At 65.0% G+C, this 13,307-nt stretch carries 13 protein-coding genes and 1 other RNA gene; 13 read left to right on the plus strand and 1 reads right to left on the minus strand.

Going from position 1 to position 13,307, the window contains the following annotated elements:
• Nucleotides 1-247: 247 nt before the first annotated feature.
• The 10 genes from ffs to AB6804_RS15220 all read left to right on the plus strand — a co-directional run bounded on the left by ffs (nucleotide 248) and on the right by AB6804_RS15220 (nucleotide 9,452).
• An RNA gene (gene ffs / locus AB6804_RS15175) (signal recognition particle sRNA small type) lies at nucleotides 248-346 on the plus strand.
• 174 nt (nucleotides 347-520) lie between these two features.
• Entirely contained in the window at nucleotides 521-2,911 is a 2,391-nt protein-coding gene (locus AB6804_RS15180; protein ID WP_370887117.1) for a DNA polymerase III subunit gamma/tau, read from the plus strand.
• A gap of 110 nt (nucleotides 2,912-3,021) precedes the next feature.
• A complete protein-coding gene (locus tag AB6804_RS15185; RefSeq protein WP_014191628.1) occupies nucleotides 3,022-3,348 on the plus strand; it encodes a YbaB/EbfC family nucleoid-associated protein in 327 nt (108 codons plus the stop codon).
• Between the two features lie 35 nt (nucleotides 3,349-3,383).
• On the plus strand, nucleotides 3,384-3,980 hold the full coding sequence (recR, locus tag AB6804_RS15190) for a recombination mediator RecR (RefSeq protein WP_370887118.1): 597 nt from the start codon (nucleotides 3,384-3,386) through the stop codon (nucleotides 3,978-3,980).
• A 30-nt stretch (nucleotides 3,981-4,010) separates the two neighbouring features.
• On the plus strand, nucleotides 4,011-4,223 hold the full coding sequence (locus AB6804_RS15195; protein ID WP_035968261.1) for a DUF1653 domain-containing protein: 213 nt from the start codon (nucleotides 4,011-4,013) through the stop codon (nucleotides 4,221-4,223).
• 61 nt (nucleotides 4,224-4,284) lie between these two features.
• On the plus strand, nucleotides 4,285-5,490 hold the full coding sequence (locus tag AB6804_RS15200) for a CaiB/BaiF CoA transferase family protein (protein ID WP_370887119.1): 1,206 nt from the start codon (nucleotides 4,285-4,287) through the stop codon (nucleotides 5,488-5,490).
• A 71-nt stretch (nucleotides 5,491-5,561) separates the two neighbouring features.
• A complete protein-coding gene (locus tag AB6804_RS15205; RefSeq protein ID WP_370887120.1) occupies nucleotides 5,562-6,599 on the plus strand; it encodes an ABC transporter substrate-binding protein in 1,038 nt (345 codons plus the stop codon).
• 3 nt (nucleotides 6,600-6,602) lie between these two features.
• Nucleotides 6,603-7,436, plus strand: a complete 834-nt coding sequence (locus AB6804_RS15210; RefSeq protein ID WP_370887121.1) for an ABC transporter ATP-binding protein — start codon at nucleotides 6,603-6,605, stop codon at nucleotides 7,434-7,436.
• Complete coding sequence (locus tag AB6804_RS15215) at nucleotides 7,426-8,250, plus strand: ABC transporter permease (protein WP_370887122.1); 825 nt, start codon at nucleotides 7,426-7,428, stop codon at nucleotides 8,248-8,250. Before AB6804_RS15210 ends, AB6804_RS15215 begins: the two co-directional genes overlap by 11 nt.
• Nucleotides 8,251-8,501: 251 nt before the next feature.
• The gene (locus tag AB6804_RS15220) at nucleotides 8,502-9,452 is read left to right on the plus strand and encodes a glycosyltransferase family 9 protein (protein WP_370887123.1); all 951 of its coding nucleotides are present in this window, start codon (nucleotides 8,502-8,504) and stop codon (nucleotides 9,450-9,452) included.
• A 51-nt stretch (nucleotides 9,453-9,503) separates the two neighbouring features.
• Here the strand turns inward: AB6804_RS15220 and AB6804_RS15225 are convergent, their stop codons facing one another.
• Nucleotides 9,504-10,478, minus strand: a complete 975-nt coding sequence (locus tag AB6804_RS15225; RefSeq protein WP_370887124.1) for an NADPH:quinone oxidoreductase family protein — start codon at nucleotides 10,476-10,478, stop codon at nucleotides 9,504-9,506.
• A 104-nt stretch (nucleotides 10,479-10,582) separates the two neighbouring features.
• Here AB6804_RS15225 and surE point away from each other — a divergent pair, with 104 nt between their 5' ends.
• The 3 genes from surE to AB6804_RS15240 are packed head-to-tail and all read left to right on the plus strand — an operon-like array spanning nucleotide 10,583 to nucleotide 13,298.
• Nucleotides 10,583-11,341 carry a 5'/3'-nucleotidase SurE gene (gene surE, locus AB6804_RS15230; RefSeq protein WP_035968272.1) on the plus strand — a complete coding sequence of 253 codons (759 nt, stop codon included), beginning with the start codon at nucleotides 10,583-10,585 and terminating at the stop codon, nucleotides 11,339-11,341.
• Nucleotides 11,338-12,354 carry a protein-L-isoaspartate(D-aspartate) O-methyltransferase gene (locus AB6804_RS15235; RefSeq protein ID WP_370887125.1) on the plus strand — a complete coding sequence of 339 codons (1,017 nt, stop codon included), beginning with the start codon at nucleotides 11,338-11,340 and terminating at the stop codon, nucleotides 12,352-12,354. The genes surE and AB6804_RS15235 overlap by 4 nt, the downstream gene beginning before the upstream one ends.
• A 5-nt stretch (nucleotides 12,355-12,359) precedes the next feature.
• Nucleotides 12,360-13,298 (plus strand): peptidoglycan DD-metalloendopeptidase family protein, encoded by a 939-nt coding sequence (locus AB6804_RS15240; RefSeq protein WP_370887126.1) that lies wholly within the window; start codon nucleotides 12,360-12,362, stop codon nucleotides 13,296-13,298.
• Nucleotides 13,299-13,307: the final 9 nt, after the last annotated feature.

Below are 13,307 nucleotides of genomic sequence, written 5' to 3' on the forward strand. Positions count from 1 at the left end.
GCTCGCCACGATACACCAAAACAGAAAAAGGATTTCGCCGCTCGAAAGCCGCGAACTCCGCTTGCCGGACGTCGTCATGAAGCGTGCGATTCGCCGGTCACGGATGAGTCATGTGTCATCTTAGCTTACTTTGCTATCCGTTGCCGGTGCCCGATAGGGGGACCATCTGAGGCCGAAAACACGCAGCGCAAGAGGGCGCCTGTACGAGGCTTCCGGGCGTCGCGCGGGCTGTGCTATGATTCGTCGTGACGGGCCTCCTCGCATGGTGGCGCGGTCAACCTGGTCAGGTCGGGAACGAAGCAGCCACAGCCGCTTTCCACCAGTGCCGAGGGTCGGGCTCGTCACCTTCCGCTTTTCTTCTGCTGTATCTCCCCCCATCTTCGAAGTCATTCCAGCACGAGCCGCTGCTTTCGCGCGCGTTGCTTCGGGCATCCGTTGTCCCGAAAGCGGCCGTTCCGACGCCCGGCACTGCGCGTCCGAGCGGCGTTTACCCAAAGTCGTTGCTGATACAATTTCGCGCATGACCTATCAAGTTCTCGCACGCAAATGGCGGCCGAAATCGTTCGAGTCGCTCGTCGGCCAGGAGCACGTCGTTCGGGCGCTCACGCACGCCCTCGATGGCGGCCGTCTGCATCACGCGCATCTGTTCACGGGCACGCGCGGCGTCGGCAAGACGACGCTCTCGCGGATCTTCGCGAAGGCGCTCAACTGTGAAACCGGCGTGACCTCGAAGCCGTGCGGCGTGTGCCGCGCGTGCCGGGAAATCGACGAAGGCCGCTTCGTCGATTACGTCGAGATGGATGCGGCGAGTAATCGTGGTGTCGATGAAATGGCCGCGTTGCTCGAGCGCGCCGTGTACGCGCCCGTCGATGCGCGCTTCAAGGTCTACATGATCGACGAAGTCCACATGCTGACGAACCACGCCTTCAACGCGATGTTGAAGACGCTGGAAGAACCGCCGCCGCATGTGAAGTTCATCCTGGCGACGACCGATCCGCAGAAGATTCCGGTGACGGTGCTGTCGCGCTGCCTGCAGTTCAATCTGAAGCAGATGCCGGCCGGGCATATCGTCTCGCATCTCGAGAACATCCTTCAGCAGGAACAGATCACGTTCGAGTTGCAGGCGCTGCGGCTGCTGTCGCGCGCCGCGGACGGCAGCATGCGCGACGCGCTCTCGCTGACCGATCAGGCCATCGCGTATTCGGCCAATGAAGTTACCGAGGAAGCCGTGCGCGGCATGCTCGGCGCGCTCGATCAAAGCTATCTGATCCGGCTGATCGACGCCCTCGCCGCGAGCGATGGCGAAGGCGTCCTCGCCATCGCCGATGAAATGGCGCTGCGTAGCCTGTCGTTCTCGACGGCGCTGCAGGATCTGGCGAGTCTGCTGCATCGAATTGCGTGGGCGCAGTTCGCGCCGTCGTCGGTGCTCGACGAATGGCCCGAGGCCGCGGATATCCGCCGCTTCGCGGAGATGCTCTCCGCCGAGCAGGTGCAATTGTTCTATCAGATAGCAACCGTGGGGCGCGGCGAACTGGGCCTTGCGCCCGACGAATACGCCGGCTTCACGATGACGCTTTTGCGCATGCTGGCGTTCGAGCCGGCGGGCGGGCCGGGCGGCGGCGGTGTCGCCGTCAACGCGCCGCAGCCGGCCAAGTCGCAGCGCAGCGCCGCGCTCGCCGGCGCGATGGCCGAGCGCGCGGTGGCGCCCGCGCCGGTCTCCGCGAAGGCGGTGGAAGTTTCGCCCGTCGAGACTTCGGCGAACGGTTCGTCGCAGCCGACGGCGGAAGCGTCCGTCATGCGCGTGGAAACTGCGGATATTTCTCAGCCGCAGCCGGTTACGGGCGAGCCGGCGGTTAGCGAAAAGCCGGCGCAGCCGGTCGCGGAAACCATCGTCGACGCCTCTGCTGATGTTGCTCCACCGCCTGTCGTCGTGACGCGAGCGGCCGAGCCGAGTGAACCGGCCGATGCGCCGCCCGCCGCGTCCGCGCCGCTTCCCAAAGCAGCGAGTCAAGCGCTGAACGACGCCGCGAGTCAGGCACAGGACACCCCGCAGGCCGAAGCGGCGAAGCGCGCCGGCACCGGACCCAGCGCCGCGCTCGAAGTGCTGCGCAGCGCAGGCATGCGCCTGTCGTCGGATCGCGGAGCGCGCGGGGCATCGGCGGCTGCGGCGAAGCCTGTCGCGCCGAAACCGGTCGCCAAGCCAGCCGTTCAGGTTCAGGCTCCCGCGCCGCGTCGCGCTGCGCCGGCCGCTGCACCCGCAGCCGCGCCCGAACCGCAGGCCAAGCCCGCCGCCAAGGTCGTCCCGCCGTGGGAAGACATGCCGCCGGACGATTACCCGTCGGTATCGTCGGAAGACGAGTACTTCATGCCGCCCGATGACGGCTTCGTGCCCGCGTTCGATAGCGGCCCGGACGACATGCGCTTCGCCGGCGAGTCCGCATCCACGCCCGCACCGAAGGTCGATGCCACGCCGCTTCCGCCCGCCGTGCCGCTCGATGCGCTCGGCGTCGCGGTCGAATGGGCCGTGCTGGCAGCCGATTTGCCGCTCAAGGGCGTCGCCTATCAGCTTGCGTTCAACAGCGAACTGAGCGCCTGCGACGCGAATTCCGTCACGCTCGCCGTCGCAGTCCAGATGTACGCCGACGCCTCGCACGTCGCAAAGCTCAAGGCTGCGCTCGCGGAAAAACTCGGCCGCGCAATCGAGGTCAACGTCGCTGTCGGCCCCGTGCGCCGCACCGCCGCCGCGCTCGATGCCCGCGAACGCGCACGACGCCAGCAGGAGGCCGAACAGGAAATCCAGCGCGACCCGTTCGTGCAGTCGCTGATCCGCGATTTCGGCGCGAGCATCGTGCAAGGCTCGATCCGGCCGCTCGCCGACGCGTCCGCACAGCAGGCGCCGCGCGCACAGTAAGATTGGCCGCATCCGCGGCATCGCCATTTTTTGCGCGCCGTTGCAGCCGTTGCATGCGCGGCGCGCTTGCCGCCATCCGCCATATCCGCTTTCCAGCAAGGAGCCGAACCATGATGAAGAACCAACTCGCCGGGCTGATGAAACAAGCTCAGCAGATGCAGGAAAACATGAAGAAGATGCAGGACCAACTCGCGCTGATCGAGGTCGAGGGCCAGTCCGGCGCCGGTCTCGTGAAAGTGACGATGACCTGCAAGAACGACGTGAAGCGTGTGTCGATCGATCCGAGCCTGCTCGCCGACGACAAGGACATGCTGGAAGACCTCGTCGCCGCGGCCTTCAACGACGCCGTGCGCAAGGCGGAAGCCACCACGCAGGAAAAGATGAGCGGCATGACGGCCGGCATGCCGATGCCGCCGGGCTTCAAGCTGCCGTTTTAAATCCGCGCCCCGTGCGGGGCGCGCCATGAGGACACATGAAACAACCTTCCGCATTGTCGGCGCTCGTCGAGGCGCTGCGCGCGCTGCCCGGCGTCGGTCCCAAGTCGGCGCAGCGCATGGCGTATCACCTGATGCAGCACGACCGCGCCGGCGCCGAAAAGCTCGGCCAGTCGCTGCTGTTCGCGACCGAGCATCTGCGGCACTGCGAGAAGTGCCACACGTTCACCGAGGCGGCCGTTTGCGAAGTCTGCCTCGATGACGAGCGCGATCCGGCGTTGCTGTGCGTCGTCGAGACGCCCGCCGATCAGATCATGCTCGAGCAGACGCTGACCTATCGCGGGCTTTACTTCGTGCTGATGGGCAGGCTCAGTCCGCTCGACGGCATCGGTCCGAAGGAAATTCACTTCGACCGGCTCATCAACCGCGCGCTGGATGGCGTCGTGCAGGAAGTGGTGCTCGCCACCAACTTCACGAACGAAGGGGAAGCCACCGCGCATTACCTCGCGCAGACTTTGAAGTCGAAGGGGCTGAAGGTGACGCGGCTCGCTCGCGGCGTGCCGGTGGGCGGCGAACTGGAATATGTCGATGCCGGCACCATCGCCCGCGCGATGATCGATCGCCGCTCCGTATAGCCTTGTGAAATCCAGCGGAATCGAAAAGTCATGACAGAAACCGAAGCACTCGCGCTCGCCACGCATCGGCATTACAAGGGCGGGCTTTACCGCGTGATCGGCGTCGCGCGGCACTCCGAAACCGAAGAGGAAATGACGGTCTACGAACACTTGTGGCCGCACGAGCGCGGCCTGTGGGTGCGTCCCGCGCAGATGTTCAACGATACCCTCGCGGACGGCACGCCCCGATTCAAGCCGCTCTGAAGCAGTCGACAAAGCCCGCTGACATGAACGGGCCGTAAAAAGCTATTAATAGGAGACGAGAATGACCGCAACGACCGGGCCGCTCGCCGGCGTCAAAGTGCTCGAACTCGGCACGCTCATCGCCGGGCCGTTCGCCGCGCGTTTCATGGGCGAGTTCGGCGCGGATGTCATCAAGATCGAAGATCCGAACGGCGGCGATCCGCTGCGCAAGTGGCGCAAGCTGTACCCGGAAGTGGGCGGCACGTCGCTGTGGTGGGCCGTGCAGGCGCGCAACAAGAAATCGGTGACGGTCAATCTCAAGGCGGAAGAGGGTAAGGAAATCGTGCGGCGGCTCGCGAAGGAAGCCGATGTCGTCGTGGAAAATTTTCGCCCTCGCTTGCTCGAAAAGCTCGGCCTCGGCTACGAAACGCTGTCCGCCGACAACCCCGGCCTCGTGATGGTGCGGCTGTCCGGCTACGGGCAGACCGGGCCGTATCGCGACCGGCCGGGCTTCGGCGCGATCGCCGAATCGATGGGCGGCCTGCGCCATATCACCGGCTATCCCGATCTGCCGCCGCCGCGCATCGGCATCTCGATCGGCGATTCGATCGCGGCGCTGCATGGCGTGATCGGCGCGCTGATGGCGCTGCATCATCGGCAAGTCAATGGCGGCAAGGGGCAAGTGGTCGACGTCGCCCTCTACGAAGCCGTCTTCAACATGATGGAAAGCGTCGTGCCGGAGTATGGCGTCTATGGCCTCGTGCGCGAGCGCACGGGCGCGTCGCTGCCGGGCATCGTGCCGTCGAATACGTATCCTTGCCGCGATGGAAGCATCGTGATCGGCGGCAACAGCGATCCTATTTTCAAGCGGCTCATGATGGCGATCGACCGCGCCGATCTCGCCGACGATCCCGCGCTCGCTTCCAACGATGGCCGCGTGCCGCGCACGCAGGAAATCGACGACGCGATCGCCGCCTGGCTCGCGACGCGCAGCATCGACGAGGCCCTCGCCGTGCTCAACGCCGCCGACGTGCCGGCCGGGCGCATCTATAGCGTGGCGGACATGTTCGCCGATCCGCAGTTCATCGCGCGGCAGATGCTCCAGCGCTTCCCCTGGCAGGACGGCCGCGAGATCACGCTGCCCAACGTCACGCCGAAGCTCTCGGAAACGCCCGGTGAGACGCGCTGGCTCGGACCGCGACTCGGTGAACACACCGATGAAGTGCTTCAAACGCTCGGGTATCATCCTGACGACATCGCGCGGCTGCGAGCGGCCAAGGTCATCTAGGTCAGCTTCACCGCGACAACAACAAAGCACATGCAGCAAGCAAGCTTGCATGGGACAGGAGACAAACAACGATGAAACGCAGAACGTTCATCGCGAGCGGCGCCGTGCTCGCGAGTGGTGCGCTGTCGGGCATGCCGCTCGCCTTCGCGCAGGGCAAGCTGGAGCAGACGAAGGTGTCGATCGCGGTCGGCGGCAAGAACCTCTTCTACTATCTGCCGCTCACGATCGCCGAGCGCCGCAACTACTTCAAGGATGAAGGGCTCGACGTCGAGATCTCGGATTTCGCGGGCGGCGCGAAGGCGTTGCAGGCAGCGGTCGGCGGCAGTGCCGATGTCGTGTCCGGCGCGTTCGAACACACGCTGCTGCTGCAGGCGAAGAACCAGTATTTCCGCGAGTTCGTGCTTCAGGGGCGCGCGCCGCAGATCGTGCTCGCCGTATCGAAGAAGGCGATGCCGAACTACAAGTCGGTGGCCGATCTCAAGGGCAAGAAGATCGGCGTGACCGCGCCGGGCTCGTCGACGTCCATCATGGCGAGCTTCGTGCTCGCGAAGGCAGGGCTGAAAGCGAGCGATGTGTCGTTCATCGGCGTGGGCGCCGGGGCGGGCGCGATTGCCGCGCTGCAGTCCGGTCAGATCGACGCCATCGCCAATCTCGATCCCGTGATGACCAAGCTGGATCGCGCAGGCGATATCCGCATCGTCTCCGATACGCGCACGCTCGCCGATACGAAGACTGTCTTCGGCGGCAACATGCCTGCGGGCTGCCTGTACGCGTCGCAAAGCTTCATCAACAAGAACCCGAACACGACGCAGGCGCTGACCAACGCGATGGTCCGCGCGCTGAAGTGGCTGCAGGCGGCGTCGGGCAAGGAATTGATCGCGACCGTGCCGGAAGGCTATCTGCTGGGCGATCGCGCGCTGTATCTCGATTCCTGGCAGCACGTGAAGGAAGCCATGTCGCCGGACGGCCTGATGCCGGAAGACGGCCCGGCGACGGCGCTGAAGACGCTGCAGGCGTTCGACGAAACGGTGAAGGGCAAGCCGATCGACGTGTCGAAGACGTGGACCAACGACTTCGTGAAGAAAGCGCTCGCGACCGTCAAGGCGTGAGCGATGAATACCACATCGACACCTGCGCTTGCGCTGGAAAACGTCACGTGCACGTTCGCTTCACGCAATAGCCGCAGCGACCGTTATACGGCCGTTAGAAACACCGACCTTACTATTGCGCCGGGCGAGTTCGTCTCCGTCGTCGGTCCAACGGGATGCGGCAAGTCGACGTTGCTCAATGTATCGGCGGGACTGTTGCAGCCGTCGTCCGGCACGGTGCGCGTCTTCGGTGAAAAGCTGAGCGGCATCAACCGGCGCGCCGGTTACATGTTCCAGGCGGATGCGCTGATGCCCTGGCGTTCCGCGCTCGGCAACGTCACCGCCGGCCTCGCGTTCCGGGGCGTGACGAACGACGAAGCCGCCGCGCGCGGCGAGGCATGGCTCAAGCGCGTGGGCCTCGGCGGTTTCGGCGACCGCTATCCGCATCAATTGTCGGGCGGCATGAGAAAGCGCGTCGCGATGGCGCAGACGCTCATTCTCGATCCCGACATCATCCTGATGGACGAGCCGTTCTCCGCGCTCGACATCCAGACGCGGCAGTTGATGGAGAACGAACTGCTCGATCTGTGGGCCGCGAAACGCAAGGCGGTGCTCTTCATCACGCACGATCTCGACGAAGCCATTTCGATGTCCGATCGCGTGGTCGTGCTGTCGGCGGGGCCGGGGACGCATCCGATCGGCGAGTTCGCCATCGACTTGCCGCGTCCGCGCGATGTCGCCGAGATTCGCTCACATCCCCGTTTCGTCGAGTTGCACGCGCAGATCTGGGGCGTGCTGCGTGAGGAAGTGCTCAAGGGTTATCAGCAGCAGTTGAAACGGAACGATCATGTGGAATAGGCTGCGCCCGAATCGAAAGAATCTGATCCTGTGGCAGGTCCTGCTGCTCGTCGCGTGCTTCGTGCTGTGGTACGCGCTGACCAGCCCGACGCTTCTGCCGCCTTTCTATTTCGACGACGCGAACAAGGCCGCTTTCTTCTTCGGCGAGCCGCAGAAGGTGCTCGTGCGCATCTGGGAATGGTTCAGCGGCGGCGAGATTTACCTGCACCTGTGGGTGACGCTGATCGAGACGGTGCTGGCGTTCGTCATCGGCACGGTGTTCGGTCTTGGGGTCGGTCTGTGGCTCGCGCTCGCCCCGACGATGAGCGCGCTTCTCGATCCGTACATCAAGGCCGCCAACTCGATGCCCCGCGTGATTCTCGCGCCGATCTTCGCAGTGTGGTTCGGCCTCGGCATCTGGTCGAAGGTGGCGCTCGGCGTGACGCTGGTGTTTTTCATCGTGTTCTTCAACGTCTATCAGGGCGTGAAGGAAGTCAGCCCGGTCGTGCTTGCGAACGCCCGGATGCTCGGCGCGAACCGCAAGCAACTCTTGCGGCACGTATATTTGCCGAGCGCGACGAGCTGGGTGTTTTCGAGTTTGCATACATCGGTCGGGCTTGCGTTCGTCGGCTCGGTGGTCGGCGAATATCTGGGTTCGGCGCGGGGCGTCGGTTATCTCATCTTGCAGGCCGAAGGCACGTTCGATATCAACACGGTCTTCGCCGGCATTCTGGTGCTGACCGCGTTCGCACTCGTGCTCGATGGAATCGTCGCGCTCGTCGAGCGCCGGCTGATGAAGTGGCAACCCAAAAGCGGCGAGACCGAGAAGCTGTGAGTGCTTCATGCGCGCGTGACGTTAAGTGACACGCTGGTGTCAGCTCGATCCGCACAAGTCGGTTATCCTTTCCAAAACCGAATCGATCCTTGGGCCACGCTCCATGGCGCATTCCTGTAAGATTCGGCCCGACTTTCCGTGCTCGGGGCATGGTGGCGCACGGTTCGGCGGGCTCCCGGGTTCGGTGCGGATTCCCATCGGCGGCGCGGCGCCTTCATGACGCGATTCAAACGATTTGCGCAAGACAACGAATGAGATTGGACACCAGCAGTGCGGTTGCGGTGGCATTGCCGCCGCCGATTGGCGACAGCCTGATCGGGCTCGTGCTCGTCAACAATCTCATCCGCAACGGCTATCGGCCAGTCGTGTTTGGCTGGGTGGCGGAGCAACTCGCGGACTGGCTCCCAGGCGTGGACGTTCGAGAGCCGGGCGCATGCCGCGGCGCCTTCGATACGGTCATCGAACTATGGAAGACCGACTACGCCGCCGCGCTTAGCCGCTCGGGGCAAACGCTTCGCCTCGATGAATTCCCCGAATACAGCGGCAGCAAGCATATGGTGGAGCGCATCGTCAATATCGCGACGAACGTGCTGCATCTGCGCGATGTGACGCGCTCCAATGGCCTCGTCGTGCCCGCTGGCGTGATGCGCGGGCGCTTCGGCAATCGCGTGGTCATTCATCCGACCGGCAGCCATCCCGAGAAGATGTGGGATCGCGACAAGTTTCTCGCGCTGTCTCGCGCGCTCTCGCGGCGTCAGTTCGTGCCGAGCTTCCTTGTTTCTCCGGTCGAGATGTCTGGCTGGGACGACGTCGCGCGCGCAGGGCACGAGGTCAACGCGCTGCCGCGTCTCGGCGATGTCGCGACGTGGATCGCCGAATCGAGGTGGTTCATCGGCAACGATTCCGGGCTCGGTCATCTTGCGTCGTCGCTCGGCGTGCCGACGCTGACGCTCTTCATGCGACGCGGGCTCGCCCGGTCGTGGCGGCCGGGCTGGGGGCCGGGGGCGGTGGTGCTGCCGCCTGCGCTGGTGCCATCGGCTGCGTTGAGGGAGCGGTTCTGGAAGCGTCTGCTCAGCGTGCGCCGCGTGATGGCCGCCTTCAATGCGCTGCAGGGCGCGAGCGGGCGCGAGACGCAACCAGTCCGGCCGGCCGCGCGGCGTGAGCGGGACGCAGCGCAGGCGACGGTACTGCCGGATGCCTAACGCGCATAGCCTCGCCGCGCCCTTAGCCGATGCAATGTCGCGACGGCCGCGTTACATCTGCACGACCACTTTCCCCGTCACCCGCCGGTTCATCATGTCGTCGAGCGCCTTCGCCGTTTCATCGAGCGTATAGCGTTTCGTCACGGCCGGACGCAGCTTGCCGGTTCTGATCCAGTCGACCATCGTCGCGTATTCGCTGTCTGCAAGCGCAGGTTCGCGGCGCATGTGATCGCCCCAGAACACGCCGACGATGCTCGCGCCTTTCAGCAGCGCGAGGTTGAGCGGCAGCCTCGGTATCTCGCCGTTCGCAAAGCCGACCACGAGATACCGCCCACGCCAGCCGATGCTGCGAAACGCCGGTTCCGCGTACGCCCCGCCGACGGGATCGAATATGACATCCGCCCCGTTGCCACCGGTCAGCGCCTTCACGCGTTCACGCAAGTCTTCGTTCGCATAGTCGATCACATCGTCGGCGCCATGCTCGCGGCAGAACGCGAGCTTCTCCGCGCTCGACGCCGCCGCTATCACGCGCGCCCCGACTATCTTGCCGATCTGCACCGCCGCCAGCCCGACGCCGCCCGCCGCGCCGAGCACGAGCAGCGTGTCGCCGGCCTTCAGCGCGCCGCGATCGACGAGCGCGTGATACGACGTGCCATAGGCGATCATGAAGGCGGCGGCATCGGCGAAATCGACGTCATCGGGCAGCGCGATGCACGCGGTCTCGCTCGCCCGCGCCTGTTCGGCGAACGCGCCTTGCGCCGTGTAGGCCGCCACGCCCATGCCGGGCCGAAAGCGCGTGACGCCCGCGCCGACTTCGCGCACGACGCCGGCGAACTCCGCGCCCGGCGTGAACGGCAGCGGCGGCTTGAACTGGTACTTGTTCTGGATGATCAATACGTCGGGGAAATTGACGCTCGCCGCCTTCACGTCGATGACGACTTCGCCCGCTTCTGGATGCAGATCGGGCAGCGTCTCGATGACGAGCGTCTCGGGTAGTCCATGCAGGTTGCAGCGAACGGCGCGCATGTTGTCTCCTTGTCGGTAGGCGCTCAGTTTATGACACGCCGCGTACGCCGGACGAGCCCCGGCGACTCGTTCGCGCGTCATGTTTCCTCGGTTACAATCGTCGGATGCGAATCCTACTCAGCAACGACGACGGTTACCTGGCTCGCGGCATCAACGTGCTGCACGACGCCTTGCAGCCGCTCGGCGAAGTGACCGTGATGGCGCCGGAGCAGAACTGCAGCGGCTCATCGAACTCGCTCACGCTGTCCCGGCCTCTGAGCATTCATCGTGCGGCGAACGGTTTCAATTTCGTGAACGGCACGCCTACCGACTCGGTGCACATCGCGCTGACCGGCATGCTCGACGAGCAGCCGAACCTCGTCGTGTCGGGTATCAACAACGGGCAGAACGTCGGCGAGGACACGCTGTATTCCGGCACCGTCGCGGCGGCCACCGAAGGCTTCATGTTCGGCATTCCGTCCATCGCGTTCTCGCTCGTCGGGCGGGACTGGCTGCATCTCGAGGACGCGGCGCGCGTGGCGGCGGAAATCGTCGCGCACTTTCTCGACCATCCGATGCCCGGTCATCCGTTGCTGAACGTGAACATTCCCAGCTTGCCATACGACCAGCTCGGCGAATGGCGCGTGACGCGTCTCGGCAAGCGCCATCCTTCGCAGCCTGTCATCCGCCAGGCCGATCCGCGCGGGAATCCTATCTACTGGATCGGCCCGTCGGGCGATGCGCTCGATGCCAGCGAAGGCACCGATTTCCATGCCGTGGCGAACGGCTATGTCTCCATTACGCCGCTTCAACTCGACCTGACGCACACGAAGCTCATGGCCGAGACGCGCGAATGGGCGCGCGCCGGGAGCCGCCGCACATGACCGACGAGCGCGCCAAGCGCTTCCCGCTGGCGCTCGCGGACCTGGTACGCGAGCCGCGCAAGCCCGCCGGCCGGGCCGATGCATCGCGTGCGAAGCCGGCCGCCGCATCGCCGGGCAAGCCTGGCGCGTTGCGGTCTCCGGCGAGCGCGACGAACAGCGGGGCCGCTGCATCCATTTTTTCCGCGAAACAGACACCTGTTACGGCGAAATTGGTTCCCGGCACGACGCGAAGCCCTGCACAAGCGCCGCATCCGCGCACGAGCGCGTTGCGCACCGCGCAGCGCGGCATCGAACGTGATGCACTGAACGGCGCCGCGAACGCCGCATCGAAGAAGGGCGCGCCCAATGTCGCGCTGGCCAGCACGCAGACGCTGACCTCGGAGCGGGTGCGCGAGCGCATGGTCGAACGGCTGCGCACGAACGGCATCACGGACCCGCGCGTGCTGAACGCGATGTCGGTCGTGCCGCGCCACATGTTCGTCGATCCGGGGCTCGCCGCGCAGGCCTACGAAGACGCGGCGCTGCCGATCGGTCATCACCAGACCATCTCGAAGCCGTCCGTCGTCGCGCGCATGATCGAACTCGTCGCGACCGGGCGCACCCTCGACAAGGTGCTGGAGATCGGCACCGGTTGCGGCTATCAGGCGGCGGTGCTGTCGCAAGTCGCGAAAGAGGTGTATTCCATCGAGCGCGTGCGCCCGCTGTCCGAGCGCGCGAAGCTCAATCTCAGGCCGCTGCGTGTGCCGAACATCCGGCTTCACTATGGCGACGGCCGCCTCGGACTGCCGGCGGCGGCGCCGTTCGATGCGATCGTCATCGCATGCGCGGGGCTCGACGTGCCGCAGGCTTTGCTCGATCAACTGGCGGTGGGCGGCAAGCTCGTTGCGCCGGTCGGATCGCAGGCTGCGCAGTCGCAAGTGCTGACGCTCGTCACGCGCATTTCAGCGACGCAGTGGCGCGAGTCCCAGCTTGATCGCGTTTTCTTTGTACCTTTAAAATCCGGAGTGATTTGACACCGATGAGTATCTTGCGTGCTTTGCGAGAAGGAAGTGCGGACGTTCGTCTGACGGCGGCGCAGCGCGGCGTTTGCGTACTGGCGCTATCCGTGCTGGCGGCCTGTTCGACGCGCATGGACATGGCGCCGGTGGTCGACAGGACGGGCGCACCGATTGCCACGGACGCGGCTCAGGCCGCCGCCGCCGCCAACGCTCCGCCGCCACCCGGCTATTACCGTGTGAAGCCGGGCGACACCCTATATCGGATCGCACTGGAAAACGGTCAGAATTATCACGACATCGCCGCGTGGAATAACCTGACGAACCCGAATCAGATCGAAGTCGGTCAACTGGTGCGCGTGGCGCCTCCGGGCGCCAATCTCGCCGCGGCGACGCCGGGTGTTTCGACAGCGCCTATCGCGGGCGGCGCGGTGCAGGCACAGCCGCTTGGCGGCGGACAGCAGCCCGGCGTTGCAGCGGGTGCAACAAGCCAGCCGCCGTACTACGGTCCGAATTCGGGCATGGGCGCAGCGCCTGCGGATGCGGCCAGTGTGCCGGGCGCGCCGGGCGTGGATAACAGCGCGGCTGCGGCGACTCAGCCGGCGTTCAGTTGGCCGGCGCGCGGTCCGATTATCGGTACGTTCGACGATGCGAAGAACAAGGGTTTGAATATCGGCGGCGCGGCTGGAGATGCGGTCAACGCTTCAGCGGATGGACGGGTGGTTTATTCCGGAAATGGGCTGCGCGGCTATGGCAATCTCATTATCATCAAGCACGACGCTACTTTTCTCACGGCATATGCACATAACCGCGCTTTGATGGTAAAAGAAGGTGACGCGGTGACTAAAGGGCAAAAGATCGCTGAGATGGGCAACAGCGATTCGGACCGTGTGATGTTGCATTTCGAAGTTCGCCGGCAGGGTAAACCTGTTGACCCACTGAAGTATTTGCCGCCGCAATAAAGCGGAACC

The organism is Caballeronia sp. RCC_10 (assembly GCF_041360715.1).
Classification (GTDB): Bacteria; Pseudomonadota; Gammaproteobacteria; order Burkholderiales; family Burkholderiaceae; genus Caballeronia; species Caballeronia grimmiae.